23 protein-coding genes are annotated in these 25180 nt (G+C 70.3%); 11 read left to right on the forward strand and 12 right to left on the reverse strand.

Going from position 1 to position 25180, the window contains the following annotated elements:
• The first annotated feature begins 51 nt into the window (after window positions 1-51).
• Complete coding sequence (locus HV824_RS06070) at window positions 52-1401, forward strand: sigma 54-interacting transcriptional regulator (RefSeq protein WP_176418180.1); 1350 nt, start codon at window positions 52-54, stop codon at window positions 1399-1401.
• A 12-nt stretch (window positions 1402-1413) separates the two neighbouring features.
• A complete protein-coding gene (locus HV824_RS06075; protein ID WP_176418132.1) occupies window positions 1414-1920 on the forward strand; it encodes an ureidoglycolate lyase in 507 nt (168 codons plus the stop codon).
• Window positions 1921-1938: 18 nt separating this feature from the next.
• Here the strand turns inward: HV824_RS06075 and HV824_RS06080 are convergent, their stop codons facing one another.
• A complete protein-coding gene (locus HV824_RS06080) occupies window positions 1939-3090 on the reverse strand; it encodes a hypothetical protein (protein ID WP_255207802.1) in 1152 nt (383 codons plus the stop codon).
• Between the two features lie 196 nt (window positions 3091-3286).
• Between HV824_RS06080 and HV824_RS06085 the strand changes: the two genes are divergently transcribed.
• The 5 genes from HV824_RS06085 to HV824_RS06105 all read left to right on the forward strand — a co-directional run bounded on the left by HV824_RS06085 (window position 3287) and on the right by HV824_RS06105 (window position 7077).
• A complete protein-coding gene (locus HV824_RS06085; protein ID WP_176418133.1) occupies window positions 3287-4300 on the forward strand; it encodes a DUF2157 domain-containing protein in 1014 nt (337 codons plus the stop codon).
• A 1-nt stretch (window position 4301) separates the two neighbouring features.
• The gene (locus HV824_RS06090; protein ID WP_176418134.1) at window positions 4302-5399 is read left to right on the forward strand and encodes a DUF4401 domain-containing protein; all 1098 of its coding nucleotides are present in this window, start codon (window positions 4302-4304) and stop codon (window positions 5397-5399) included.
• A complete protein-coding gene (locus HV824_RS06095) occupies window positions 5399-5887 on the forward strand; it encodes a GDYXXLXY domain-containing protein (protein WP_176422870.1) in 489 nt (162 codons plus the stop codon). The genes HV824_RS06090 and HV824_RS06095 overlap by 1 nt, the downstream gene beginning before the upstream one ends.
• A 138-nt stretch (window positions 5888-6025) precedes the next feature.
• Window positions 6026-6277, forward strand: a complete 252-nt coding sequence (locus HV824_RS06100) for a hypothetical protein (RefSeq protein WP_176418136.1) — start codon at window positions 6026-6028, stop codon at window positions 6275-6277.
• On the forward strand, window positions 6274-7077 hold the full coding sequence (locus HV824_RS06105; RefSeq protein WP_176422883.1) for a biliverdin-producing heme oxygenase: 804 nt from the start codon (window positions 6274-6276) through the stop codon (window positions 7075-7077). Before HV824_RS06100 ends, HV824_RS06105 begins: the two co-directional genes overlap by 4 nt.
• Window positions 7078-7097: 20 nt before the next feature.
• Here HV824_RS06105 and HV824_RS06110 read toward each other — a convergent pair whose 3' ends face one another.
• The 8 genes from HV824_RS06110 to HV824_RS06145 all read right to left on the reverse strand — a co-directional run bounded on the left by HV824_RS06110 (window position 7098) and on the right by HV824_RS06145 (window position 15908).
• The gene (locus HV824_RS06110; protein WP_176418137.1) at window positions 7098-8822 is read right to left on the reverse strand and encodes a sigma-54 dependent transcriptional regulator; all 1725 of its coding nucleotides are present in this window, start codon (window positions 8820-8822) and stop codon (window positions 7098-7100) included.
• Window positions 8823-9151: 329 nt separating this feature from the next.
• Entirely contained in the window at window positions 9152-10006 is an 855-nt protein-coding gene (locus tag HV824_RS06115) for a bifunctional 2-polyprenyl-6-hydroxyphenol methylase/3-demethylubiquinol 3-O-methyltransferase UbiG (RefSeq protein WP_176422871.1), read from the reverse strand.
• A 9-nt stretch (window positions 10007-10015) separates the two neighbouring features.
• Entirely contained in the window at window positions 10016-10804 is a 789-nt protein-coding gene (locus HV824_RS06120; protein WP_176418139.1) for a ZIP family metal transporter, read from the reverse strand.
• 30 nt (window positions 10805-10834) lie between these two features.
• Window positions 10835-12091 (reverse strand): COG3014 family protein, encoded by a 1257-nt coding sequence (locus HV824_RS06125; protein ID WP_176422872.1) that lies wholly within the window; start codon window positions 12089-12091, stop codon window positions 10835-10837.
• 16 nt (window positions 12092-12107) lie between these two features.
• The gene (gene lpoB, locus HV824_RS06130; protein WP_163780181.1) at window positions 12108-12716 is read right to left on the reverse strand and encodes a penicillin-binding protein activator LpoB; all 609 of its coding nucleotides are present in this window, start codon (window positions 12714-12716) and stop codon (window positions 12108-12110) included.
• Window positions 12717-12730: 14 nt separating this feature from the next.
• Window positions 12731-13558 carry a hypothetical protein gene (locus HV824_RS06135; RefSeq protein ID WP_176418141.1) on the reverse strand — a complete coding sequence of 276 codons (828 nt, stop codon included), beginning with the start codon at window positions 13556-13558 and terminating at the stop codon, window positions 12731-12733.
• Window positions 13559-13573: 15 nt separating this feature from the next.
• Window positions 13574-14140 carry a hypothetical protein gene (locus HV824_RS06140; protein WP_176418142.1) on the reverse strand — a complete coding sequence of 189 codons (567 nt, stop codon included), beginning with the start codon at window positions 14138-14140 and terminating at the stop codon, window positions 13574-13576.
• A gap of 121 nt (window positions 14141-14261) precedes the next feature.
• Window positions 14262-15908 (reverse strand): mechanosensitive ion channel family protein, encoded by a 1647-nt coding sequence (locus HV824_RS06145; protein WP_176418143.1) that lies wholly within the window; start codon window positions 15906-15908, stop codon window positions 14262-14264.
• A gap of 181 nt (window positions 15909-16089) precedes the next feature.
• Here HV824_RS06145 and HV824_RS06150 point away from each other — a divergent pair, with 181 nt between their 5' ends.
• The 4 genes from HV824_RS06150 to HV824_RS06165 all read left to right on the forward strand — a co-directional run bounded on the left by HV824_RS06150 (window position 16090) and on the right by HV824_RS06165 (window position 21227).
• Window positions 16090-16473, forward strand: coding sequence for a PleD family two-component system response regulator (locus HV824_RS06150; RefSeq protein ID WP_002634498.1), 384 nt, complete (start codon window positions 16090-16092; stop codon window positions 16471-16473).
• Between the two features lie 5 nt (window positions 16474-16478).
• A complete protein-coding gene (locus HV824_RS06155) occupies window positions 16479-18020 on the forward strand; it encodes a cytochrome c family protein (protein WP_176422873.1) in 1542 nt (513 codons plus the stop codon).
• A gap of 151 nt (window positions 18021-18171) precedes the next feature.
• The gene (locus HV824_RS06160; RefSeq protein ID WP_176418145.1) at window positions 18172-20196 is read left to right on the forward strand and encodes a LysM peptidoglycan-binding domain-containing protein; all 2025 of its coding nucleotides are present in this window, start codon (window positions 18172-18174) and stop codon (window positions 20194-20196) included.
• Between the two features lie 77 nt (window positions 20197-20273).
• Window positions 20274-21227, forward strand: coding sequence for a L,D-transpeptidase family protein (locus tag HV824_RS06165; RefSeq protein ID WP_176422874.1), 954 nt, complete (start codon window positions 20274-20276; stop codon window positions 21225-21227).
• Between the two features lie 38 nt (window positions 21228-21265).
• Here the strand turns inward: HV824_RS06165 and HV824_RS06170 are convergent, their stop codons facing one another.
• The 3 genes from HV824_RS06170 to HV824_RS06180 all read right to left on the reverse strand — a co-directional run bounded on the left by HV824_RS06170 (window position 21266) and on the right by HV824_RS06180 (window position 25166).
• Window positions 21266-22720 carry a DNA/RNA non-specific endonuclease gene (locus tag HV824_RS06170; RefSeq protein WP_176418147.1) on the reverse strand — a complete coding sequence of 485 codons (1455 nt, stop codon included), beginning with the start codon at window positions 22718-22720 and terminating at the stop codon, window positions 21266-21268.
• A 69-nt stretch (window positions 22721-22789) separates the two neighbouring features.
• Entirely contained in the window at window positions 22790-23347 is a 558-nt protein-coding gene (locus HV824_RS06175; RefSeq protein ID WP_176418148.1) for a gamma-glutamylcyclotransferase, read from the reverse strand.
• Between the two features lie 61 nt (window positions 23348-23408).
• Window positions 23409-25166: an AAA family ATPase gene (locus HV824_RS06180; RefSeq protein WP_176418149.1), complete on the reverse strand. Its 1758-nt coding sequence runs from the start codon at window positions 25164-25166 to the stop codon at window positions 23409-23411.
• Window positions 25167-25180: the final 14 nt, after the last annotated feature.

Here is a 25180-nt window from a genome sequence, read left to right on the forward strand (position 1 = left end):
CCCCCGCATGGGCGAGGTGGTAGCCTGCGCGCCGTGGCGGAACCAGGTGACATGGACACGGAGGTGGACGCGCTGGTCCAGACGGCGCCCGTCCCGGTGGCGCGGCGCGGCCCCTTGCGGTTGAAGCTGCTGGTGCTCTCCGGGGAGCAGGCGGGACACAGCCACGTCCTGCGCCCGGGGGTGCTCCGGCTCGGCACGTCCTCCACGTGCGACATCGTCCTGACGGACCGCGTCGTGTCCCGGCGGCACCTTCAGTTGGAGGTGTCGGACGAGCGGGTGGTGGCCACCGACCTGGGCTCGCGCAACGGCTCCTTCCATGAAGGGGTGCGCTTCACCGAGCTGGAGGTGCGGCCCGGGGCGTCGCTGACGCTGGGCACCGTCGTGCTCAAGGTGGTGCCAGAGGACTCACGGGAGCGGCCCATGCCGCTGTCTTCGCGGCGGAGCTTCGGCGCGCTCGTGGGTGCCAGCGGGCGGATGCGCGAGCTGTTCACCGTCCTGGAGCGGGTGGCCGCGGGCGGCGGGGACGTGCTCGTCCAGGGCGAGACGGGGACGGGCAAGGAGCTGTGCGCGGAGGCGCTCCACCAGGAAGGCCCGCGGGCCAGTGGGCCCTTCATCATCGTGGACATCGCCGGGATTCCGCCCTCCTTGATGGAGTCGGAGCTCTTCGGACACGTGAAGGGCGCCTTCACGGGGGCCCAGGCCGAGCGCGCCGGGGCCTTCGAGCGTGCCCAGGGGGGCACCGTCTTCCTGGATGAAATCGGCGAGCTGCCGCTGGAGTTGCAACCCCGGCTCCTGCGCGTGCTGGAGCGCCGGCAGGTGAAGCGCGTGGGCGCCAACGACTACCGCACGGTGGACATGCGCGTCGTCGCGGCCACGCACGTCGACCTGGAGCAGGCCGTGCAGCAGGGCCGGTTCCGCAAGGACCTCTATCACCGGCTGGCGGTGCTCAAGGTCGTCCCACCGCCGCTGCGGGAGCGGGTGGACGATTTGCCGCTGCTCATTGACGCCATGCTGGAGCGGCTGGGCCGCCCGCCCAGCGCGCTGTCCGAGCAGACGCGCGCCCTGCTGGCCCAGTACCCCTGGCCCGGCAACGTGCGCGAGCTGCGCAACGTGGTGGAGCAGGCCATCCACCTGGGCGAGGACACCCTGCCGCCCATGGAGGCCCGCTCGGGTTCGACCCGGAGGCCGCAAGGGGCGCTCGACGCGGAGCTGCCCTTCAAGGAGGCCAAGGAGCGGCTCATCGAAGTGTTCGAGCGGGACTACCTCCAGGGCCTCATCGCGCGCTGCGACCGGAACATCTCCCGCGCGGCCCGCGAGGCGGGCATCGCCCGGGTGTACCTGCGCAAGCTGCTCACGAAGCACGGGATGATGCTCGTGGACGACGACGACTCACGGGACTGAGGGAGACACCGCATGAGCTTGCCCATCCGCGCACGACCACTCACGAAGGAGTCCTTCGCGCCCTTCGGCGACGTCATCGGGCTGGAGCTCGCGGGGGGCAACAGCGCCAACCAGGGCACGGCCACGCGGTATGACCAGGTGGCGAACCTGACGGGCACGCGGCCCCAGGCAGCGCCCAACCTGGCGGTGTTCCGCTCCGTGGCGAAGTCCCTGCCCTTCGAGGTGCGCCTGCTGGAGCGCCACCCCTGCTCCACGCAGCTGTTCGTGGCGCTCGCGTGCCAGCGCTTCCTGGTCGTCGTGTGTCCGGACGACGCGCGCGGCGAGCCGGACCTGGACCGGCTGCAAGCCTTCGTGTGCGGCCCGGGCCAGGGCGTGAATTACCGCCCCGGCCAGTGGCACCACCCCATCATCGCGCTGGATGGCCCCGCGGACCTGCTGATGCTGGCGTGGGAGGACGGGACGCCCCTGGACTGCGAGGAGCGCCCCCTCACCACGCCGCTGCTCGTCACCAGCGACTGACGCGACCCCTGCTGGACGTCAGCGCTCCTGGAGCTCGCGGCTGGACTCGCGCGTCGAGTGGATGCTCTGGAAGCCCGCGATGCACAGCTCGGCGCGCAGCGGCGCGGAGTTGTAGTACGGGCCCCCGTCATACGGCGTGTCGATGCCGTCGCGGCGGTCCGGGTGCGAGTAACCGGCGATGTGCATCATCTCGTGGATGAGCGTCTGGGCAATCTCCGTGTCCCCCTGCGGGAAGAGCACGCCGAAGTTGATCCATACATCGTCTCCACCCAACTCCGCCCGCGCGTTGATGCCGGCCTCATTCGTGCCCGTGTGGTGGATGGCCTTGCGGTAGGCATTGCGCAGCCCGGACTTCTCCAGGTTGGTCAGGTGGGTGCAGGTCTGGATGGCATCCTGCGCGGCCTCGTGGCGCCGCAGCGTCCGGGCCCAGTTGGCGCCCGTGACGGTGGCGGCGTCGGAGCTGAAGCGGTCCTGCATGGCCAGCACGTCCGCGAGCACGTCCCGCGAGTCGGCGTAGCCCGCGTGGACGAGGTGCATGCCGTACACCTGCGTGCCGTTGTACGTGGCGGAGTGGAAGGTGGGCAGGCCCGCGGAGAAGCCGTTCGCGGAGGCGTAGTCGTTGGCGGCGCGCATCATCGCCCCAGCGTCATTCACGTTCGGGTAGCCAATGGCCCAGCCGGGGACGTCGCGGAACTCGACGACGCTGGGGTGGAGGAAGTTGATGCCATACTCCACGATGGAGCCGTTGAGGCCCTGCTCGAACGCGGGCAGCGCGATACCCAATCCGTGCGCGTTGCCGTAGTCCTGCGCGCGGCGGAACAGCTCCGGGATGTCGCTCAGCGCCGTGTTGCCCAGCGCGGAGCGGGGCACCGCGAGGTAGTGCGCCAGGGTGCCCGGCTTGAGCAGGATGGTGCCACGCACCACGCCCGCGCCGTAGTTGGCCTCATGGAAGTTGCCGAAGCCCGCCGCGTAGCCATGGATGCCCGCGTAGCGGTTGGCGGTGCGAATGCGGAAGTCACTGGCCGTCTCCACCGCGGACGCGGTGGTGCCCACGGCCTCCTCGGGCAGCGACAAGTCCGCCATGGCGTTGGCGTCCATCGGCTCGCCGCCGCACCCCAGCAACGCCATCGACGTGGAAATGCACACACCCAGGGAGAGCCGCTTCATCATTGAGCGCACGGTTGAAACCTTTCTGTGGATTGGCGAGCGAGGCGGCGGTACGGGCCCCAGGCCCGTCCATCCGTCCATCGCCCTCGAAGACAGATACGAAAGGCGCGGGATTTTCGGGTCCTCCACCCACGACGATTTCGCCGGGCGAAGGCACGCCGATGGACGCGCCACCCCGCCGGACAGCTAGACTGCGCCCGTGTTGAAACCCTTGCTCGACCTTGACGCGACGCCGGAACGACTCCGGGCACTCGCGGACGCTGGCGTCCTGACGCCGACCACCCTGGAGCGCGCGCTGCACCTGTCCGTGGCCACCCCGCCTCGGCAGGACTGGCGGCGCTTCCTGTCCACCACGCTGATGGGCCTGGGCGGGCTGCTGGTGCTCGCGGGCGTCATCTACTTCTTCGCGTACAACTGGGCGGACATGCACCGCTTCGCGAAGCTGGGCCTCATCGCGGCGGCCATCACCGGCGCGGCCGTGGGCGCATGGAGGCAAGGCGCGACGCTGGGAGGCCAGCTGTCACTGCTGGCGGCCTCGGTGCTCGTGGGCGCGCTGCTGGCCGTGTACGGGCAGGCGTATCAGACGGGCGCGGACCCGTATGAGCTGTTCATCGGCTGGGCCGTGCTCATCCTGCCCTGGGTGGCCGCATCCCGCTTCGCGCCCCTGGGGCTGCTGGCGCTGGTGCTGGTCAACACCGGCGTCATCCTCTTCTGGGACCAGGTGCTGGAGACGGAGCCGGACCAGACGTACTGGCTGGCGGTGGTGCTGGGCGGGCTCAACGGCTTCACCTGGGCCACCTACGAGCACTTCGCCAACCTGCGCGTGTCCTGGCTCCAGGCGCGCTGGGTGCCTCGGGTGCTGGCGGTGATGGCGGTGGCCCCGGTGCTCGTCGCCTCGGTGCCATTCATCATGCACCCGTCGGGAGCCCCCGCGGGCGCCGTGGTGGCGCTCCTCCTGGTCCTGGCCTCGCTCGCGGCCGAATATGCCCTGCACCGGCACCTGAAGGGCGAGCTGTTCATGCTCACGCTCGGCGCGGTGAGCGGGATGACGCTCCTGACCTCCGGCGCCGTCAGCGTCGTCTTCGATTCCTACCAGGACGTGGAGGTCCTGGGCCTCTTCGTGCTGCCGCTCTTCGTCATCGCCCAGGTGGCGCTCGCGGTGTGGTGGCTGCGGCACGAAGCCCGCGTCACCGGCGCCACGGAGGAGTCCTGACATGGCCCTGCGTCCCTCGTTGCAGGACGTGCTGAACGCGCTCCAGGCCGAAGGCCAGCTCGCGCCCGACGCCGTGGACCGCGCCCGCGTGGCCCTGGAAGCCCACCAGCGCCAGTCCGTGGCCGTGCCCTGGTTCGTGAAGGCCTTCGCCGGCGTCGGCGCCTGGCTGTCCGCCCTCTTCGTGCTGAGCTTCTTCGCCTGCGCGGGCCTCTGGGAGGAAGAGGTGGTGATGGGCGTGGTGGGCCTGGGCCTGTGCACGGGCGCGACGATGCTGCGTCGCACGGTGCGCGGCGTCTTCGTGGAGCAGCTCGCGCTGGCCCTGTGCCTGGCCGGCGCCGCCATGGCCTCCGTCAGCTTCGCCATCGAAACGAAGAACGAAGACGTCGGCGCGGCGCTGGTGCTGGTCATCAGTGGCGTGCTGCTGTTCGTCTACCCGGACGCCATCCTCCGCTTCCTGAGCACGTTGGGAGTGGTGGGCGCGGCCGGGTTCCTCGCCTGGCACCTGGTGGGCGGCTTCGCGTTGGACCTGCTGATTCTGGGCTGCGCGGCGCTGATGCACGTCCTCTTCCTGGAGCAGGCGCGGCTGCGTCGGGGCAACCCGGGCGAGCTGGTGGGGCCGGTGGCCTTCGCGCTCGCGTGCGCCATCCCCGGCGTGCTGCTGGCGCGCGGCATGCGGGACGTGGCCCGGCACCTCTTCGACACCGTCTCCGCGCTCCCGGATGCCGTGCTGACGCTGGGCCTGACGGCGCTGACGCTGTACACGGCGTGGCGCGTGCTGCGGGAGCTGGCGCTGGAGCCCACCGGCGTGGCGGGCGCGGCGGTGTTCGCGGCGCTGACGCTGGTGGCCGTGCTCACACCCCATACACCGGCGGTCATCACCGCCGTGGGCATGCTGGTGCTCGGCTTCCACCGGCGCAGCAGCGTGCTGCTGGGGCTGGCGGTGGCGTACCTGCTCGCGTCCGGCGGTTGGTACTACTACGACCTGGGCCTCACGCTGCTGGCCAAGTCGCTGGCGTTGATGGGCAGCGGCCTGGTGTTCCTGGGCCTGCGTTCATTCCTGCTGCGGCGCTTCCCCGCCCCGGCGACGGAGGTGCGGTGATGTCGCGCACGGCGGTCATCTTCGGCGGGCTGGCCATCGCGCTGCTCGTCCCCACGGGGCTCGTCATCCAGAAGGAGCACGTGCTGCGCTCGGGCACGCCGGTGCTGCTGGAGCTGGCCCCGGTCGACCCGCGCTCGCTGATTCAGGGCGACTACATGGTGCTGGACTACGCCATCAGCCGCGAGCGGCGCGCGCACCCCACCACCACCGCGACCGATGGGAACCTGGTGCTGCGGCTGGACGCGAAGGGCGTGGGCACCTTCGCGCGCTTCGACACGCCCGACGCGCCGCTGGCGCCCGGCGAGCTCAAGCTCCGGTACCGCCTGCGCAAGGGGCGCTACCGACTGGGCGCGGAGGCCTTCTTCTTCCAGGAAGGCCACGCCGACCGCTACGAGGGCGCCCGCTACGGCGAGCTGCGCGTGGCGGCCAGCGGCGCCAGCGTGCTGGTGGGTCTACGGGACGCGCAGCGCCAGCCCCTGGGCCGCTGACGCCCCCACCGTCGGACGCCGGTCCACTTCCCCACACTCACCTCAAGTCGAGGAGAGGCCGGGGCTTGCTCTCCGCAAGCCTTTGGTGCATCATCATTTTGATTTCGATACTCAAAATCAAAATCAAGGATGACGACGATGCCCGGTCAGGGATGCGGCAAGACGGTGCTGGCGCGAGGTCCATGCGCGGAAGTGACGCAGTGCTCGTGCGGGCACATCCACCTGGCCATGGGGCCGGTGACGATTCGCGTGGAGGAGGAGGTCCTCCGCGCCATCGGGGTGACGCTGGCGGAGGCGCTCCAGCAGCTGGGGACGCCGCTGGAGGCCTTGTCGAATGAGGACGCCGAGCCCCTGGCGATGAGCGCGCGGGCCGGCGGGTGGAAGCAGTGAGCGCCACCGGCACGTTGCGGCTGCCGCGGACGGAGGTGTCCGCGCGCGTGAAGCGGCTGGTGGAGCCCCGGCACCCGGCGCCCACGCCGCTGCCCCGGGCCACCGCCCCGGCGCCCCTGTCCGAGCTGCTGGCGGAAGACACCGCGAAGCTGGCCGAGCAGGCGGAGCGCTCGCTGTTCATCCAGTCCCTCTTCTTCGACGCGTGGGACGGCGGCCTCTACGGCCAGTACGTCCGGGCGCAGCACTACGTGAGCCACCTGCGGCAGCTCCACACGCTCTACACGGCGTTCGAAGCGGCGCTGCCCCACGTCATGAGCACCCCGCTCACCACTGCGCTGCTGCTGCCCGAGCTGCGGCTGGCCTCCGCGCTGGAAGCGGACCTGACGTACTTCTGCGGCGAGTCCCGGACGGACACCTTCGCCTGCGTGGAGGCGCGGCTGCACGCCGAGCGCATCCGGGAAGTGTCCGAGGACGCCCCTCACCTGCTGGTGGCGCATGCCTACGCGCGCTGCGTGCTGGACGTCTTCAGCGGGCACCGCCGGGCGCGGCGCATCACGGACGCCTTCGAGCTGGCGGAAGGCCAGGGCACCACCTTCTACGGCACGGTGCCCGAAGCGGAGCTCGCGGCCTTCCGCGTCCGCTTCCACTCGCGCCTCGACGGGCTGGCGCTGGACGAAGAGGAGGCGCGCGAGGTGGTGCAGGAGGCGCGCATGGCCTTCCGGCTCCACGCGCTCGTGTGTGACGAGCTGGCCCGGGGCGCCACGGGCATCGCCGCGGGCCCCCACGCCGACGCCCGGTAGGTTCCGCGCGCCGCGGCGGCTCAGACGCCTTCGACCTCCGACAGCAAGTCGGAGAAGGGCGAGCTCTCCTCGCCCAGCGCCTTGTAGAGCGAGTCCACCTTCTCCAGCTCGCGCTTGAGCGCCTTGTGGTGGTTGCGGTTCTTCACCAGGCTCTCACGGCCCAGCAGCTTGAAGCCCTCGTCCCGCCCCACCTGGCGGATGGCCAGCCCCAGCACCATGCCGCGGAAGGCATCGGCCAGGTCCAAATCCAACGGGGCATTGCGGCGACGCGCCTCCGCGACGAAGGCCTGCGCGGCCGCGCGCAGCGCCTCCGGCAGCGGCCGGGCACCAGGGGCCTGCTCGTAGTCGAGCGCCCGCGCGACGTGCTTCTCGTGCAGCACCAGCTCGCCCGTGGCGCCCGCGTGCTCCACCATGGCCAGCGTGTAGGCGCGGCGGACGATGTTGTCGAGCTGCCGCAGGTTCCCCGGCCAGGGGCTCCCCACCAGCAGCCGCTCCGCCTCCTTCATCAGCCGGGCGTGGCCGTCCGGCGAGCGCTCGCGGTGCCGGCGGTTCACCATGTACTGCGCCCACAGGGGGATTTCGTCCTGGCGCTCCTGCAGGGCCGGCATGCGCACCGGCAGCACGTTGACGCGGTAGTAGAGGTCCTCGCGGAAGCGGCCGGCGCGCACCTCCGCGTGCAGGTCCGCGTTGGTGCCGATGATGAAGCGCACGTCCGCCTGCCGCTCACCGGTGCCCTCGCCCAGCGGCCGGTAGCTGCGCGACTCCAACAGGTGCAGCAGCCCCGCCTGGGCCTTGAGCGACAGCTTGTCGATTTCGTCGATGAACAGCGTGCCGCCCTCCGCGCGGGCCACGCTGCCGGGGGCATCTCGCACCGCGCCGGTGAAGGCGCCCTTCTTCCAGCCGAAGAGCTCCGCCATCTGGAGGTCCTCGGGCACCGTCACCAGGTCCAGCGTCTCGAAGGGCTTGCCGCGGCGGTTGGAGCGCTCATGGCACCAGCGCGCCAGCCGCGACTTGCCCGCGCCGGTGGCGCCGCTGATGAGGATGGTCTCATCCTGAAGCGCGAAGACGCGGAGGATGGGCAGCAGCTCCGCCATGGAGCGCCCCACCACCGGGAGGAACTCATCCACCTCCGGCCGGGCCACGGGCCGCTGCGGCAGCCGGGCCAGGTACGGCGCCGCCACGTCGGCCAGCAGCTGGAGCCGGTCTCCCGCGTCCAGCCAGACGAAGTCTTGTCCCATCGCCGCCAGGCAGTCCGCCTCCAGCGAAATCATGCCCTCGATGTCACCGCCCGGCGTGCGCAGCGGAAGCACGCAGACGTGCGTCGCGTGACGGCCCAGGAAGCGCTGCCGGCTCTCGTTGCTGTTGAAGCCCGCCAGGCTCGGGTCCCCCGTCACGGGGGCGTTGGGCGCATGGGGCTGCACCGTGCCGACATTCACGTCGATGGACACCGCGCACCGGTGCTCCACCACCGCGCGCCACGCCGTGGCGGACGTGAAGAAGGGCGTGCCCACACTGGCATCCGTAATCTCCGCTGCCCCTACCTCCAGCGCGGCCAGGCTGCGGTAGGCCTCTCCCGGGCGGAGGTGGACGATGCCGCGCAACACCCGGCCCCGGGCTGCGTACCGACTGGACGCAACGGCCTCCTGGGCGACGGCCTGCAGCCGCCGGAGCGCTGCGGCAGCCGCGGCCTCGAAGTCCCTGGCTCCCCGCAAATCCGTGAGGAGTTGCGCCATCTCGTCTTGCATCCACTCGCCTCCGTCCAGTGCCCTCCGACAGGAACCACATCAGGGGGACGGAGTGTAGCGGAGATGAAGAACGCGGAAGGAGCGGCCCCTCCTTCCGCGTTCCCGAAACTCCGATACTGCGGGGCAGCCCGGTCTCCCGAAGCGCCACGGCAAAACACCATGCGCGTCCCGTGCCAGATGCGACATTCATGTGATTCCAGGGGGATGGGTGAACGCAACCACCCCGGAGGGGCCCGATTTGCGTTTCAGCAGGACGCGCCGGCGTCCCATCAGAACGCAGGCGGCCCAAAGTTCACCGTGAGTCCCGCTTCCGCCCGCCTAAAACGCCCTCATCGTGAAACCTTGCGTGGTTTTCGGGGCGTCGCGGCCGTCTTGGGCGCTTTCCGCGCGGACGCAGACCCGGGGTCCGGCTGGAGGACGAAGACGCGGTCCAACCGGAGGCTCCCCCGCTCCACAGGTGCGTCCATGTCGTAGTCGAAGGTGTACCCGGCCAGCACCCGCATGCCCGCGTCGCGGAACAGCTTCGCCGCCTGGGCATTGCTGTACGTGCGGAAGTGCCACTGGGTTTCGATGAGCCAGTCCTTGTCCGGCCCGGTGACACGCAGGCGGTTGCGCATGGGCGAGCGCCGCGCGCGCTGCTCCGGCAGGCCCTCGTTCGTGTTGCAGACGACGCGGTCCTCGCCCACCTGCCCCACCCAGCGCTCGTGTTCAGGCCGGGCGCGCGCGTAGTCCGTGAGGTGGAAGCCGAGCACGTAGATGCCGCCCGGCTTCAAGAGCCGCCGCGTCCCCAGCAGGTGCTGGCGCGCCGCGGCCTCGCTGTCCAGGTAGCGGAAGGTCGACACCAGGCAGTGCGCCAGGTCCACCTGCCCCTCCAGCGACGGGTCGGCGAAGGACTCCATGCGTGACGGCCCCAGCTTCACGCGCCGCCGCTGCGCCGGCGTCAGGCGCTTGCGCGCATGGGCCAGCATCGCCTCGGAGATGTCATAGCCCACCACCCGCAGGCCCCGGCTCGACGCCTCCTCCACGAGCCGTCCCGCGCCGCAGGCGGGCTCGAGCCACAGCTTGCCGCCCGTGCCGAAGCGCTCGCTGAGCGTCTGGAGGAAGTCCACCTCGCGCACGGTGTCCGTGCCGAAGATGGCTTCGTAGTACTGCGGGTGTTCGTACCAGTCCGTGCGTTTTTCCATGAAGGGCGCTCAGTGCTCGGGGTGCCCTGGGTGTCCCATGAGGCGCGCGAGCAGGAACATCAGCAGCAGGCCCACGAAGAGCGCCAGCACGTTGCGCCCCGGCTGGTCCTTGCCGTGCCGATGCACGTGCGGCAGCAGGTCCGACACGGCGATGTAGAGGAACGTGCCGGCGGAGAAGGCCAGGGCCTTGGCCGCGAGGCTTTCGAACTGCAGCATCGCGTCGAAGAGGAAGTAGAGCAGCGCGCCGGCCGGCACCATCATCCCGTACAGCGTGGACAGCGACAGGATGGAGACCCGCGAGCGCCCCTCCGTCTTGAGGATGGAGGCCAGCGACAGCGCGGAGGGCACCTTGTGCGCGACGATGGCCAGCATCGCCATGCCGCCCACGCCCTCCTCCACCGCCGAGCCCAGGGCAATGCCGTCAAACAGCGTGTGCGTGGACAGCCCGAGGAAGGCGGTGAGCCCCAGCACGTGGCCCGGATGCACCACCTGCCCGGTGCCCGCCACGGTGTCTCCATGGGAGATGTCCTCGCCCGCATGCGCCACGAGGTAGCGCTCCAGCACCAGCAGGAAGGCGAAGCCCGCGGGCACCAGCGCGAAGGCCCACCACCCGCCCCCCGAGTACGCCTCCGGCAGCATGTGGAAGAAGGCGGCCCCCAGCATCACTCCCGCGGCGAAAGCCAGGAAGCGCACCAGATGGGTGGTCCGGTCGTTCAGGACGACGACCACCGCGCCAGCCAGCGCGCCGAGGACGATGATGAGGGAATACAGGGCCACCGTGGCCAGGACCGGCGACATGGGGCGCGCACCCTACATCAAAAAACCAAATCAGTAGCGCCGGAGCACCAACAACCCCACCCGGCCCGGCTTCACCTCCACGGGATGCTCGGTCGTCTGTCCCCAAGCCATCACACGCACGGTGTGGCTCCCGGCGGGCACGCGGAAGCGCGCCACCTGGAACTCCGCGGGCAGGGAGAGCCAGGAACGCAGGTCTGGCGCATTCATCGCGTTGAGGACGAGGAAGGTCAGCACGCCCAGCTCATCGCTCTTCGTCAGCGCGCCCACGCCCGCCGCCACGCCCGCCTTCACCGCCACGCCCGCGAGCTGCTTCGCCAGCAGGCGGCCAATCCGGTCATCCAGGTGGACCACGGCCACGTCCGACAGGGACGTCACCGTCACCGCCTGCTTCGACTCGCCCTCCAAGGCCACGCTCACCGGCGGGGCGAGTCCCCTCTTCCGGTAGACGGGGACTTCAATCAGGGCGCCGCCGCCGCCCGGGTCCCTGGCGTTGCGATGCTTCTCTGGAGACAGGCCCGCCTCCACCACGACGACGAGCTGCCCCTCGTCCGGCGCCAGCGGCGCATGCGGGACGTCCGGGTACTTCGCCAGCAACTGCGCGTACACGTCGTCGCGGCCCGCCTTCTTCGCCAGCCGCAGCAGGGGCTCCGCCAGCGCGTCCTTGCGTGGCGCGATTTCATAGGCCTTCGCGTAGTCGATGTACGCCGAATCCCAGTCCCGCTGGTCCTCCCGGATGACGCCGCCCAGGTAGCGCGCGATGGCGAGCTGCTCATAGGGCTTCTTCTCCTCGGCAATCATCTTCTCCAGGCGCTCGTTGACCTGGCGGACCTCCACCATGGCGGCTTCGTCGTCGCCCAGCCCCACGTAGTTGAGCGCCTGGAGGACGGAAATCATCAGCTTCTCGAAGTCCTCCCCGCGGTAGGCGCGCTGACGCTCGTTGGTGACGAGCGTCTTCGCCTCCTCGCTGACGGAGACACTGTCGAGCTGCTCGCTGAGCCGCTCCGCCTCCTCGAGCACGGCGTTGCTCTCCGCCCACTGCCCGGCGGCGTGCAGCACCATGCCCTTGTCCATCAGCACCAGCAGGCGGTCCTGCTCGGGGCCCTCCTTCGTCGCGGCCTCCAGGGAGGACAGCGCGCGCGAATAGTCCCCCTGTTGGTACGCGGACCGCACGCCCCGGGTGCGCGCCACATAGTCACCCGCGCAGCCCGACGACAGGAGGAGCACGCTCGCGAGCGCGAGCGCGCCCCACCCGCTCAGGCGGATTGGGCTGCGGGAGTGGATGGCCATGGAAGGGTGCCGCCCGTTACCAGCTCACGCCGCGCTTCTCGAACTTCTTGCGGATCTGCTTCTCGTCCGTCCATTCAATGAGGCCGGTCCGCACGTTGCTGAGCTTCGCGGTCATCTTGTAATAGACGAGCTTGTCCCGGCCGACCTCCTGGATGATGGAGGCGAGGTCGCCCGTCATCAGGAAGTCCACCGACGTCTGCTGACCCGGGCCCTTGGCGGCGTTCGGGTCGACGTAGCCGGACTGCTGGTACTCGTACTCCTCCGCGATGTCCTGGCGCGCCTGCTGGTCCACCAGGGCGAAGCGGCCGGTCTGCGCCAGCGCCGTCTGGATCTTGTCGCCCAGCGAGCGCATGTCGATGTGCTCGGAGGTGCTGTTCTTCAGCTTGCCCACCAGGACGATGGGCAGCGAGCCGTCCGGCCGGGGCTGGGAGAAGCGCGCCGAGGTGGCGAGCGACTCCGCCATCTTCTTCGCGATGAGCTGCAGGTCGTTCTCGTTGAAGCGGTCCGACAGCATCTCGATGGTGTTCGGGTCCTCGTACGTGCCACGCGTGAAGGCGCGCGGGCCCGTGCAGGCGGACAGCGAAGCGGCGAGACAGGCGGACAGAAGCAGGCGGCGGGTGTTCATGGTGCGGGTCACTCCTAGTTCCATTCGCATTCGAAGCGGCTGCCTTCGAAGTTCCACTTGTAGGCGAGCACCGCGTCACGGCGGTACCCGGCCGTCAGGCGGCAGACGTTCTGCAGCGACGCACGGGGATAGTCGAAGGTGTAGCGCTGCGCCCGCGACAGCTCCTGCGCGGTGAGCTGGGACGGGTGCGTGAGCGTGGGGCTGGCGCTGGCGACCACCAGCACGTGGTGCTTGCCGTAGGTGCGCAGCGGCACCTGGCCCGCCAGCTGGACGCGCCGCACGGTGCGCGCGACGAGGATGTCGCTGCGGTCCACCGTCGTCTCGTGGCTGTTGCGGCGGCGCAGCAGCTCCGGGATGTTGGCGGTGAAGACGCGGGTGAGGTCCCCGTCGTCCACGAAGAAGTAGAGGAACGCCTCGCGCGCGGTGCGGCTCTCCCCGGTGAAGTCCAGCGTCACCAGCAGGTTCAGCCCGCGGTTGGGCGCCAGGCCGTGCCGGGACACCGCGGCCAGCACGTCCTTGTCCACGCCGGCCTTCTTGAGCCGGATGAGACCGTCCGCGCTGGCGTCGCAGGCGCAGCGGCGCTCTTCAATCATCTTCACGAGCTGGGCGGGCTCGAAGCCGGCCTGGGACAGCTTCGTCAGCTCCTCGTCGGTGAGCGGGAGCTGGTCGGAGCGCTCGTAGATGCGCGGGAGCTGGTTGGGGTCCCATTGGATGATGTTGTAGGTCTGCACGTCCCCGGCCGGGAACGGCAGGTTCACCTGCGGGCTTCCTCGGCCGGCGACGGAGACAGGCGCCTGGCTGGAGGTCAGCGCCAGCGTGGCGGCAAGCAGCTGGGCAATCATCTTGAAGCCTCCTTCCTAGAACTTGTAACCCACGGACATGCCCAGGCGGTGCGTGACGCCGCCGCCGCCAATGGGGATGTCCGGGGTGTAGTTGAGGGCCATGAGGATGTTCTCCCGGTCACCCAGGAGGATTTCGGCCCCCAGCTGCGGCGAGATGCCGAAGCGCAGGCCCTCTCCCTCCGGGATGACGATGGCGCCGGCCTTCAGGCCCGCGGTGAACACCAGCGGCCAGCCCCAGGTCCGGAAGCGCGGGCCCACCATGCCGACGAAGCGGCCCCCGTCGAACACGTAGGCACCACTCACGTCCAGCTGGTACCAGTCCGCGCCCCACAGCGACAGCGTGGCGCCCACGAACAGCGGCGGGCCTTCCGGCGCGCCCCGAGGCGGCTTGCGGGAGTTGATGGCCGCGCCCCAGTCGAGCTGGAGCGACACGCTCCGGCCGCCGGGGCCGCTGTAGCCGCCCTTGCCGTACTCGGACTCCTCTGGACCGTCCGTGCGGCCTCCGGATTGGGCACTGGCGGTCAGCGGCACGGTGGCGGCCAGCATCGCAAGGGCCCCACACAACCTGACATGACGCATCATCTCGAAGACTCCCCCGGGCGGTAGGTGCGAATTTCCAGCGCTGTGACGGCGCGGCGCGCCGACTATTCAAGACCCCATGCCCCCAGGCAAGGCCTCACTGCGCCTGGGAGGCAGCCCGCCTTTACGCCCGAGGCGGCTTGGGCGGCGCATCCGGGGACGCGGCCAGCTGTGTCGACTCCAGCTCAGGCGGCGGGAAGGGGCGCGCCTCCGTGCGGGTGACGGGCAGCCACAGCGGGTGGGCGCGCAGGAAGGCCACCAGCTTCTCGCGCACCAGGGCCCGCAGGTCGAAGAGCGTGCTGAAGTCCGACACGCTGACCAGCGCGCGCACCGTGAGGGTCCGGTCCAGCACGTCCATGACGACCACCGACGCCACGCGGCCGTCCCACATGGATTTGCCCTCGTTCTCCAGGATGCGGCGCAGCTCCGCGCGCAGCGCGTCGATGTCCGTCTGGTAGTCCACCTGGAGGATGACGGGCCCCAGCATCTCCGGGTTCCCCTTGCTCCAGTTCTGGAAGGGCTTGTCCAGGAACTGGACGATGGGGATGACCAGCCGGCGCTGGTCCCACGTCCGCAGCACCACATAGGTGAGCGTGATTTTCTCCACCGTGCCGTATTCGCCCTCGGTGATGAGCGTGTCGCCGATGCTGATGGGCTGGGTGATGGAGAGCTGGATGCCGGCCAGCAGCGTGCCAATGGACTTCTGCGCCGCGAGGCCGAGCACCAGACCGGCGATACCGGCGGAGGCCAGCAGCGACACACCGACGTTGCGCACCACCTCGAACTGGATGAGCAGCAGCGCCGCGGCGATGACATAGGTGGCCACCTCGAAGATGGCGCGGAGCACCACCAGCTGCGTGCTCACGCTGCGCGCCCGGGTCGCGTCCTTCATCTCCGACGACACGCGGCTCTGCACGAAGGCGACGGAGACGTGGAGGATGCGCAGGACGGCCCAGGCCAGCGCTACGACGCTCAGCGAGTAGGCGACCCGCATGAAGAAGCCCTGCGCCGGCCGCGGCAGCCGCAACAGCAGTGTGCCCACCACCAGCAGCGCGGAGAAGGTGAGCAGCTTCACCGGCCCCTTCCCGGAGGAGACCACGTCGTCCTCCCAGGTGAACCGGGTCCACCGCGCCACCCGGCGAGCCAAGGCCAGGACCAGGCGCTCCAGCAGCACCGACAGGCCCAGGCTGCCCAGCACCGTCACCAGCAGCCCCAGCCACTGCCAAGGCTCCAGCCCCAGCACCGTGTCCTTGAAGAAGAAGGCCGGCAGGAAGCCGACCAGCCGGGGGCCGTGCTCCGCGAAGAGCGGGTCCGCCTGCCGCACCGTGGATTCGTTGAAGACCCAGACCAGCCCCCCTTCGGAGGGGACGCGCTGGACGCGGATGGGGACGTTGCTTCCCTGCAACGGGATGGTGCCCAGCTGGTCGTAGCGCGCGTCGGCCGGGTCGCCCTCCGGTTCCTTGCTCAGCGAGCCCACGTTCACGGGCAGCTTGCGGTCCAGCACGAACTTGAGCGCGCGGGCCAGTTGGACGCCCCGCTCCGCCTGCTGGGCGCGGGGGATGTAGTCCAGGTCCAGGTAGTGCGCCGCCAGGGTGTAGTCCCCCCGGTGCGCGGCGGCCAGGAAGCCCTGCACGGCGGCCTGCGGCGTCCTTCGGTCCACCGAGGGTGGAGGCGGACCGAGGCCCACGTTGAGCGCGGCGGCAGGAAGGCTCCACAGCAGCCCCAGTCCCAGGACGAGTGCTCTCAGGGTCCAACTGTCACGGTGCATCATGGCTGACTGCCATATCCCCTTTGGGGTGTCTCACTGGAAAGAAGTCGGCCCCGGGCGCCCGGCGGCCGAGCGTGCGGCGATGGACATCCGAAATCAGGGAAACGCCGACCCCGGGAGCGCACGGGAAAGCGTTGGTGCGGCGCGTGGGGGTAGGATAGAAACGGCGTGAAGGAAGGTCGCCGTGTCCGAGAAGCGAAGAATCCTCCTGATTGACGACAGCGAGATTACGCTCGCGATGGAGAAGGCCGTGCTCGAGGCGCGCGGCTACGAGGTCATCGCCACCTCCACGCTCATGGAGTTCGAGAAGACGCTGCAGACCTGGCGCCCGGACCTCATCCTCACCGACATCCACATGCCCGAGGCCAAGGGCACGGACATCTGCCGCACGCTGAAGAACGAATACGGCACGCAGGACATCCCCATCGTCCTCTTCTCCAGCCTCCCGGACGACGAGCTGTCCAAGCTGGCCGAGCAGGTGGGTGCCGACGGCTCCCTGTCCAAGGTGAACGGACTGGAAGCCATGGGCGAGAAGATCGACGAGCTGGTGCAGAGCATCCTCTGGTGAATCCCATGCGTGCCTTCCTCGCCGCGGCCCTGCTGGCCGCGTCGCTCGCTGGCTGTGCACGCAAGGACCCGCCTCCCAAGCCCGCGGAAGCAGACGCTTCATCGGCCACCGCCGCCGCCGCCGCGGCCGCCGGCCAGGGCCGGGGCGCCATCCTCTTCCTCTCCGCCGACACGCGCGGCTACCTGGGCCCGTGCGGCTGCAGCGAGAACATGCGAGGCGGCATCGCCCGCGCCGCCGCGCAGGTGCGGGCGGCGCGCGAGGGTTCGCTGCCCGTCCTCTATGTGGATGGCGGCAACAGCCTCTTCGGCGAGCCGCGGCTCAAGCCGGGACAGGTGCCCCAGGAGGAGCGCAAGGCGAAGGCGCTCGCGGACGCCATGCGGCACATGGGCCTGGCGGTGCGCGCCACCGGCCCGCTGGACGACACGCGAGGCGTGGACTTCCGCAAGGGCCTGGGGCTGCCGGAGCTGGCGCCGGGCGCGGTGAAGCTGCTGCCCACGGGCGAACGGAAGGTGGGCGTGGTGGCGGCGACCACGGCCGCGCAGCTCGCCCAGGCCAGCGCCCAGGCCCGCGCGCGGGGCGCGGACTTCGTGGTGGGCCTGCTGGACGTCACGCTGGACGTGGCCCAGCAGGCGGTGGAGCAGCCGGGATTGCAGGCCGACGTGGTGGTGGCCACCCGCACCGCCACCGAGTTCAGCGGAGAGCAGAACCGGCTGGTGCGGTCCGCGGTGCCGGTGGTGGCGCTGCAGAGCAAGGGACGCTCGCTGCTGCGCGTGGACCTGGCCTATGCGCCCCAGGCAGGCCCCTTCTCGTTGCAGAAGGGTCAGGATGACCTGGAGCGCGAGGCCGCCGCCCTGGAGCAACGCACGGCGCTGCTGGACAAGGACATCAACCTCCCCGGCACGGACCCGAAGCTCAAGGCGCTCAAGCAGGGCAAGCGCGACGAGCTGGTGGCGCGCCGGCAGGCCCTGCTGAACGCGCCGCCCGTCAGCCCCGACGGCGTCAACGCCTTCACGCTGCGCTTCGTGCCGCTGGAGTCCAGCCTCCCCTCCGACGCGGAGGCGGTGGCGCTGGTGTCCGCCTACGACGCGGACGTGGGGAAGATGAACCTCGCCTGGGCGAAGGCGCATGGACAGGACTGCCCGCCTCCGGCGCCGGGCCGCGCGGGCTTCGTGGGCAACGCGCCTTGCCGCACCTGCCACCAGGACGCCTTCCCCATCTGGGAGCAGTCCAAGCACCACCACGCCTGGGAGACGCTGGAACAGGTGGGCAAGCAGTTCCACCTCAACTGCGTGGGGTGTCACGTCACCGGCTGGGAGCAGCCCGGCGGCGTGTGTCGGCTGGACAAGGTGGCGGGCCGCGAAGACGTGGGCTGCGAGAGCTGCCACGGCCCGGGCTCGGAGCACGCGAATGCGCCTGGCACGGACAACATCATCGCCTCGCCAGGCGAGAGCGTGTGCGTCACCTGTCATAACCCGGAGAACTCGCCTCACTTCGATTTCGCGACGTACCTGCCGCGCATCGTGGGGCCGGGGCACGGGAAGCCTTAGTCATCCAGGAATCCAGGGCCTCGCCTGGTCGGTTGCGCCTGCCAGGCGTCCAGACAAGGGGCGCACACCGCGACTCCTTGTTTGACTGTCAAGGAAAAGGGCGAATACTCCCCGCTTTCGCCCGCCTCCGGGCGCCCGTTCCCGCGACTGTATGCTGCCTCTACCTCTGCTTCTGCTCGCCCTGGCCTCGGCCCCTTCCTCGGGGCCCACCCCACCGCCCGTGGGGCCCGTTCCCGCCAAGGCACAGGGGGTGGCATCCGATGGCGCGCAGGCCCCCGCGGCGCAGTCACCCGCCGAGGTGGCGCCAGGCGCTGACTCCGGCGCCGCGGAGGCCTCGACCGATGAGGCCGATGCGCCCGCGGTGGAGCCGCTGGAGCCCGGCACGCCGATGGTCGCCGAGGACGCCTCCGAGCAAGGCGAGGCCACGCGCGACGCCGTCGAATCCGAGTCCGCCGAGTTGGAGGAGCTGCGCGCCCTGGAGGGCGCCGCGCTGGACCCGGCGTCGCGTTCCACCGCCGAGGTGATGCAGTCGCTGCGGCGGCTCGGGCTCGCCAACCCGCTGCGGATGCGCATGCTGGACGCGCTTGACGAGCACACCTTCCGCGAGGACGAAGCGCTGCCGGAGATTCCGCTCATCACGGACCTGGCCACCTTCGACGTGCGGCAGATTCAGGACCGCTACGACATCCCGGTGGAGATGCAGCCGCTGGTGGCCCAGTACGTCCAGTTCTTCCAGGGCCCTGGGCGGCGCTGGTTCCGCAAGTGGATGTCGCGCGCGGCCCGGTACGTGCCGGTGATGCACCCCATCCTGGAGCAGTACGGCCTGCCAAAGGACACGGTGTACCTGGCGATGATTGAGAGCGGCTTCTCCGCGCATGCCTATTCGTGGGCGCACGCGGCGGGGCCGTGGCAGTTCATCTCCAGCACCGGCAAGCAGTACGGGCTGAAGCAGGACTTCTGGGTGGACGAGCGGAGGGACCCCATCAAGGCCACCCACGCCGCGGCGTCGTACCTGAAGGACCTCAAGCGGGAGCTGGGACATTGGTACCTGGCGTGGGCCGGCTACAACACCGGCTCCGGGCGCGTCCGGCGGATGGTGGCGCGGCACGGGACGACGGACTTCTGGCTCCTGTCCGAAGAGCGCGGGCTGGCGAAGGAGACGAAGCACTACGTGCCCAAGCTGATTGCCGCGGCGCTGGTGGCCAAGCACCCGGCGGCGTTCGGCTTCAACGAGAACGAGTTCGACCCCGAGCCCGTGCTCGACTTCGACGAGGTGCAGCTCACCGACGCGGCGGACCTGGACGTCGTCGCCCGCGCGGCCGGCGTGTCCGTCAAGGCGGTGCAGGACCTCAACCCGGAGCTGAAGCGCTGGTGCACCCCGCCGGCGACGGCCAAGAAGCCCTACACGCTCCGGCTCCCCAAGGGGGCGGGGACGCAGTTCGCGGACAACTACAAGCGCATCAGCCCCGCGGAGCGGCTCACCTTCCGCATCCACAAGGTGAAGCGCGGCGACACCCTGTCCCACATCGCGGAGAAGCACGGCACGGCGTCCGAGGCCATCCTCCAGATGAACCAGTTGAAGTCGGCCCACAGGTTGCGCGTGGGCGGGGAGCTGGTGATTCCGATTCCCGCCGGCAAGCGCTCGGGCGGCGCGCTGGCGACGAAGGTGGCGCAGGCCCGCCGCAGCGGCGTGGTGGTGCGGCCCGAGGACGAGGTCCCGGCGGGCACGCCCAAGGGCCCGGTGGCCGCGGGGCCCGTGAAGAAGGAGACCATCAACGGGCGCACGCGCGTGACGTACGGCGTGATGTCCGGCGACAGCCTCTGGGTGATTGCGAACAAGTTCAACGTGTCGGTGGACTCGCTGAAGCAGTGGAACAACCTCAAGCGGCGCAACCCGACGCTCCAGGTGGGCTCCACGCTGTTCGTCTGGCCGGAGGGCACCACGGCCACCGCCAGCGTGCAGGAGCGCGGCGGCACGGTGCTGGCGAAGCACTCGGTGAGCGTCGCCAGGCCCGCGGGCAAGGCCGGCAAGGTCCACGCGCTGGCGGAGGGCGAGACGCTCTGGTCCGTCGCCCAGCGCTACGGCGTCAGCGTGGACGACATCATGCGGTGGAACAAGATCAAGGACCACCGCACCCTCCCCACGGGGAAGGTCCTGCTCCTCAGCGCGCCGTAGCCTCCCGCGCGGCGGGACGACGCGCACGGAGTCCCCACGGGCTGGCTTCGGGCGAGTGATTTGCACAGACGCGGAGGATGACCTCATCCATCTCTCCGACGAGCACTCGCCTTCCCGTCCTTCCACCTGACGTCTCGGACGCGCCGCCTCCGGCGTCCCTTGGGAAGTCCCCACGCGTCCAGCGCGCGCTGGATGCGCGTCCACCGGCCGGGACACCCCTGCCCCCGGAGGGCGTGGACCGGCTCGCGCGCACCCCAGCGCCCCCTGCCAACGCGCGCTTCACTGGACTGCCCCAACTGGCGGACGTCGCGTCAGGGGCCCACGTCCTTGGCCCCGGCAGCCAGGGCGAGGGCCTCCGCGCCGTACAGGCTGCCCTGCTCGACCTGGGCTTCGCCCTGCACGGTGGCTCGGACGGACGCCACGGTCCGCACACCGCCCGAGCGCTGCGGAACTTCCAGGTCCATGCCTCGCGCACCTTCCCCGCCGTCCGCCCCACGGGCGCGCTGGATGCCGCCACGCTGCGCGCGCTGGATGCGCTGGCGCCAGCGCCTGGGACGCGCGGACAGGCGCGGGGGCTGCCTTCCGCCTTCTTCGACGGCCAGCAGGTCCGCGTGGTGGTGGCTCTCCAGGAGCACCGGACCTTCCTCTTCGACACCCGTGGGCAGCTCGTGGACATCTTCCCCAACGCCACGGGCGCCGCGGCCTCCCCGACCCGCGCCGGGCTCAAGGTGGTCCGCACGAAGTTGGATCAACTGGCCACCGAAGCGGCCGGCTCGCGGCTGTGGAACGACCGCCACGTCTTCGGCGTGCGCATGCTCGACCTCTCCTGGGCGGATGGCCAGCACTCCGGTGAAGAGCTGCACGGAACGAACGCCCCGGCACTCCTGGGCACCGACGTCTCGCACGGCTGCATCCGCCACTCGAACGAGGCCGTGCGCGTGCTGCACGACGCGCTCTCCGTCGGAGACCGCGTGGCCGTCGTGGAGCACGTGGACGACCCGCACCTGGGCGTACCGCGCCCCGTGGCGTGAGCCCGTGCTTCGCCCTGAAGCGAAGCCCAGGCCCCGCGTCAGTTGCCGGGCGCGAAGCGGAACAGGCTGGCCGCGAAGTACAGGCTGTCGCGCTGGAAGACGCCCTCGCCCGGCGTGCCCTTCTCCAGCCTGTCCTGAACCCGCTGGGGCAGGTTGGCGTAGAGGTCCTGCCCCAGCAGCTCCTCGATGCGGTCCACGGGCACGCGGTGCGCGTCGAGCAGCGGAAGGATGTCCTCCTTCTTCGACGGCCCGTCCTTCGCGTTGGGCACCAGGTACGCGTACATCGTGAGGCCGCCGTTCGGCAGCTCGTGGAGGACCGTCTTGAAGTTGTGCGTGGGCACGGCGAGGCGGCGCTCCCCCGCCCCCGTCGTCTCCCGCTGCTCCGGAGGCACCGGCTGCCCCTGGTCATCCAGGTACAGGTTGCCGGTGAAGATGTGCGCCTTGCCGCCCAGCGAATTCACCAGACCTGAGACGCCCTGCTCCAGCGTGCGCCACACCTGCTGGTTGTGGTTGCCGTGCTGGGGGGCGATGTTGGTCATCAGGTGGCTCTCGTCCATCGCCTCCTGCGTGGGCGAGTCCTCCGCCGGCTTCATGTGGCCCCGGTCGAAGCCCGTCCGCGTGTAGTCGGAGTCGGTGACGCCGGTGCGGCCCAGCTCGGGGTCGCGGACGAAGGTGCTCTCCAGCCGGGACACCGTCGCGGGCGTCTCCTGGATGTCCGACGCGGACAGCATGTAGCTCACGAAGGTGGGGACGTTGGCCCCCTGGTCCAGCGCCAGGCGCGAGTACTCCTTCACCAGGCTCAAGCCCTCCGAGCCCAGCGCTCCGGCCGGGCGCAGCGGGTCCAGCTCTCCGGCCGCTTCCGCCACGCGGCTCTGGAGCGCGGCCATCTGCTGGTCCGGCACCCAGCGGGTGTCCGCGTGCTTGCCCGCCTTCGACGCCTGGATGAACGCGTCCAGCTCCTCCGCGCTGAGCTGGCCGTCTTCGTTGCCACCCAGCAGGTCCGCGCGCCGGGCCACCGTGGCCTGCCAGCCGCGCTCGAAGGCGTCCACGTCCACCGCGGTGCCATTCCCCTGCGCGAGCTTCGCGTCCAGCGCGGAGCGCTTCTGCTGAAGCGCGGTGGACGTCAGGTACTGCCCGTCCTCGGGCGCGGACAGGTAGCGCTCCAGCTCCGCAGCGGACACCGCCCCGTTGCCATTGCGCGACTTGACGCCGCTCGCGGCGTCCGCCGCGTTCATCAACCCCACCTGCCAGCTGTCATCCTTCCAGCCGAACTTCTCCTGGAGCTCGCCAATGGGCACCTCGCGGGCCGTCGAGCGTCTCCAGCTTCCTCCCGGCGTGGTGACGGCATTGAGGGGCGAAGCGGCCGATGCCGGGCGCGGGGGAACGGCTCGCGTCGAGGTGGGTCGCAGCGTCATCCTGAATGTCCTCGGGGCCGACGAGGAGAAACACGAGGTGGGGCCCCGCCTCTCATCCTCGGCCGTTCGCCGCGCCAAGTTGCGTCACGGCTCCGTTTTCTCACGAAGAAAAAGTATCCAGGGGTCGTTTCGGACCTGGATATCCGCCTAACCCTTCTTTCCAGGGGCCTTTGACGGGCTCAGGGCCTCGGGGCCCGCGTGCTGGAGGGCCTGGACAATCCGGGCCTCGGCCTGGAGCCGCTCCACGTGCTCCGGGGACAGCCCGGCCTCCTCCGCTGACAGCGCCAGGGTGACGAGGAAGGCCTCACTCACGAGCCCCTGGGCGGGCGCCGCGGGCGCCGCGGGCGTGAAGACGTGGGCGCTGAGCACGGCCCCGGTGAAGGTGCGCACCTTCACCTGTCGGACATCGGTGGCGCCCGCCATCGCCGACTCCAGGCGGACCAGCGCGTCCCAGGCGGTCGTGGGGACGCGGCGGAGCATGCCGGGGAGCTTGCGGCCCGGCGCATCCACCAGCCGAGCCACCTTCCCGCCCCAGGCCGCCGACGCCACGTCGTAGACGACGTCCACGTCGAGCGCCTCGGCCAGCTCGCCCTCCAGCACGTCGGGGATGGGCGGGAGCCCCGGGAGGCGCTCGCGCGCAATCACCGGGGCCAGGTCGAGCGAGTACGCGAACCAGGAGCGCGGAGCAGTGGAGCCAGCAGCCATGCCCCCAGTCTCAGCGGGCCGCGCGCCCAGGACAAGCGCCTGGGCGTGAGGCGGCGACGGGCTACTGAGACTCCAGCAGCGCCTTCAGCTCGCGCACGCGCCGGGTGATGTAGTCCCGGTCCAGTTGGCGGAAGGCCTCGGGCAGCAGCGCGCGGCTGGTGCACTCCTGCACCGCCACCAGGTTCTGCAGCTCGATTTCCAGCGGGTAGCTGGGGGGCACGAAGTCCGCGAGCACCGCGGCCAGGTCGTCCTTCGTCACCCCCTCGCGGCCCTCCGCCAGCGCGCGGAACTTCGCGCGCACCATGACGGCTTCAATGTCCGCGCCGCTGAAGGCGCGCACGCCCTCCGGAATCAGCGTGGAGAAGGACTCGACGCCGTCCACGGACACGCCCGTCTTCTTGGACATGACCTGGAACAGCTCGTCCCGCTCCGCGTCCGTCTGCGGGTAGAAGAGCGCCAGGTGCTCCTCCGCGCGCCCCTGCCGCTTGAGGTCGATGGGCAGCAGGTCCGGCCGCGCCGTCATCAGGAACCAGACAATCTTCCCGCGGTAGAATGTGTTGCCCATGAACGAGGCGATGGAGCCGAACACGCGGCTGCTCGTCCCGGAGTCCCCGCCGGAGTCGCGGTTGCCGAGGAACGTGTCCGCCTCGTCAATCATCACCGCCACGGGCCACAGGGCCTTGAGCAGGTTGAAGATCTTCTCGAGGTTCGCCTCGGTGACGCCCTGCCACTGGCTGCGGAAGTTGAGGAACTTCACCACGGGGATTCCAATCTCCCCGGCGAAGCAGCTCACCATGAACGTCTTGCCCGTGCCCACGGGCCCGGACAGCAGGTAGCCCATGGGCATGACCTCCAGGCGCCCCTTCTTCAGGGCCCCGGCGGCATGCCGCAGCATCTGCTTGGCCTTGGCGTGCCCCGCCACCGCGTCCAGCGTGTGCACCGGCTCGATGAACTCCAGCAGGCCGTGGCACTCCGCCTGGATGATTTCGCGCTTCTTCTCCTTGAGCAGCTCGGAGGAGATGCGCACCTCGCGCTCGAGCGCCTCGGTGAGCACGCGGTCCAGGTTGATGCGGGACAGGCCCGCCGTCATCTTCGCCAGGCCCGCCAGCGGCACGTCCGACACGGACTGGAGCCGCTTGCCCTCCAGCTTGTAGCGCACGTACTCCAGCCGCTCCTCCTCCGTGGGCAGGGGCAGCTCGATGGGCGCCACATACGGGTTGCGGCTGATGCGCGGCGACACGTCCGCCAGGTTCTCCGCCAGCAGCACCACGGACACGTCGGCCGCGAGGAACTGCGGGTCATGCGCCCACTTGTCCAGCGTGGCCACCACGAAGCGGTCCTCGCTGGAGAGGTGGCTCATCTCTCCGCCGGGGACGAGCGTCTCCGCGAAGTCGATGATGAGCGCCAGCGAGCGGCCCTCGCTCAGGCGCATGCGCATGAAGTTCTCCAGTATCTGGAGCGCGCGGCCCGGATCGCGCGGCATGACCTTGGCGTAGTCGGTGCCGTACATGGCGTCGTAGCCCGCCATGGCCCGCTGCAGGTCCTTCTGCGTTTCCGGCGTCGCGGAGCGGATGCCGGAAGAGCGGTCATAGAAGATGACGTGGTCCCGGCCGCCGAAGAGCTCCTCGGAGAGGAACGTCTTGAGCGTGCCGAAGCCCCGGCCGCCATCCTCCATCTGCAGGGGCTGCAAATCCCTCACGGCCCCGTACAGCAGGAAGGCGCTGACCGTCTTCGTGTAGTACTTCCGGGCCAACTGCTGGGCCCAACGAGGGAGATCCGCCAGCGGATCCGCCTTGCTCACCTTGCGCACCTTGCTCACGAACTCCCGCCTCC

This window comes from Myxococcus sp. AM009, assembly GCF_013372605.1.
Lineage (GTDB): Bacteria > Myxococcota > Myxococcia > Myxococcales > Myxococcaceae > Myxococcus > Myxococcus vastator.

Excerpts from the sequence above, each read along its gene's own strand:
- HV824_RS06125 (WP_176422872.1), bottom strand. The coding sequence starts at position 12,091 with ATGGCCATCCACTCCCGCAGCCCAATCCGCCTGAGCGGGTGGGGCGCG.
- HV824_RS06140 (WP_176418142.1), bottom strand. The coding sequence starts at position 14,140 with ATGATGCGTCATGTCAGGTTGTGTGGGGCCCTTGCGATGCTGGCCGCC.
- HV824_RS06115 (WP_176422871.1), bottom strand. The coding sequence starts at position 10,006 with ATGGAAAAACGCACGGACTGGTACGAACACCCGCAGTACTACGAAGCC.
- lpoB (WP_163780181.1), bottom strand. The coding sequence starts at position 12,716 with ATGAACACCCGCCGCCTGCTTCTGTCCGCCTGTCTCGCCGCTTCGCTG.
- HV824_RS06145 (WP_176418143.1), bottom strand. The coding sequence starts at position 15,908 with ATGATGCACCGTGACAGTTGGACCCTGAGAGCACTCGTCCTGGGACTG.
- HV824_RS06160 (WP_176418145.1), top strand. The coding sequence starts at position 18,172 with ATGCTGCCTCTACCTCTGCTTCTGCTCGCCCTGGCCTCGGCCCCTTCC.
- HV824_RS06090 (WP_176418134.1), top strand. The coding sequence starts at position 4,302 with ATGGCCCTGCGTCCCTCGTTGCAGGACGTGCTGAACGCGCTCCAGGCC.
- HV824_RS06100 (WP_176418136.1), top strand. The coding sequence starts at position 6,026 with ATGCCCGGTCAGGGATGCGGCAAGACGGTGCTGGCGCGAGGTCCATGC.
- HV824_RS06120 (WP_176418139.1), bottom strand. The coding sequence starts at position 10,804 with ATGTCGCCGGTCCTGGCCACGGTGGCCCTGTATTCCCTCATCATCGTC.
- HV824_RS06175 (WP_176418148.1), bottom strand. The coding sequence starts at position 23,347 with ATGGCTGCTGGCTCCACTGCTCCGCGCTCCTGGTTCGCGTACTCGCTC.
- HV824_RS06135 (WP_176418141.1), bottom strand. The coding sequence starts at position 13,558 with ATGATTGCCCAGCTGCTTGCCGCCACGCTGGCGCTGACCTCCAGCCAG.
- HV824_RS06110 (WP_176418137.1), bottom strand. The coding sequence starts at position 8,822 with ATGCAAGACGAGATGGCGCAACTCCTCACGGATTTGCGGGGAGCCAGG.
- HV824_RS06095 (WP_176422870.1), top strand. The coding sequence starts at position 5,399 with ATGTCGCGCACGGCGGTCATCTTCGGCGGGCTGGCCATCGCGCTGCTC.
- HV824_RS06080 (WP_255207802.1), bottom strand. The coding sequence starts at position 3,090 with ATGATGAAGCGGCTCTCCCTGGGTGTGTGCATTTCCACGTCGATGGCG.
- HV824_RS06155 (WP_176422873.1), top strand. The coding sequence starts at position 16,479 with ATGCGTGCCTTCCTCGCCGCGGCCCTGCTGGCCGCGTCGCTCGCTGGC.
- HV824_RS06070 (WP_176418180.1), top strand. The coding sequence starts at position 52 with ATGGACACGGAGGTGGACGCGCTGGTCCAGACGGCGCCCGTCCCGGTG.
- HV824_RS06165 (WP_176422874.1), top strand. The coding sequence starts at position 20,274 with ATGACCTCATCCATCTCTCCGACGAGCACTCGCCTTCCCGTCCTTCCA.
- HV824_RS06075 (WP_176418132.1), top strand. The coding sequence starts at position 1,414 with ATGAGCTTGCCCATCCGCGCACGACCACTCACGAAGGAGTCCTTCGCG.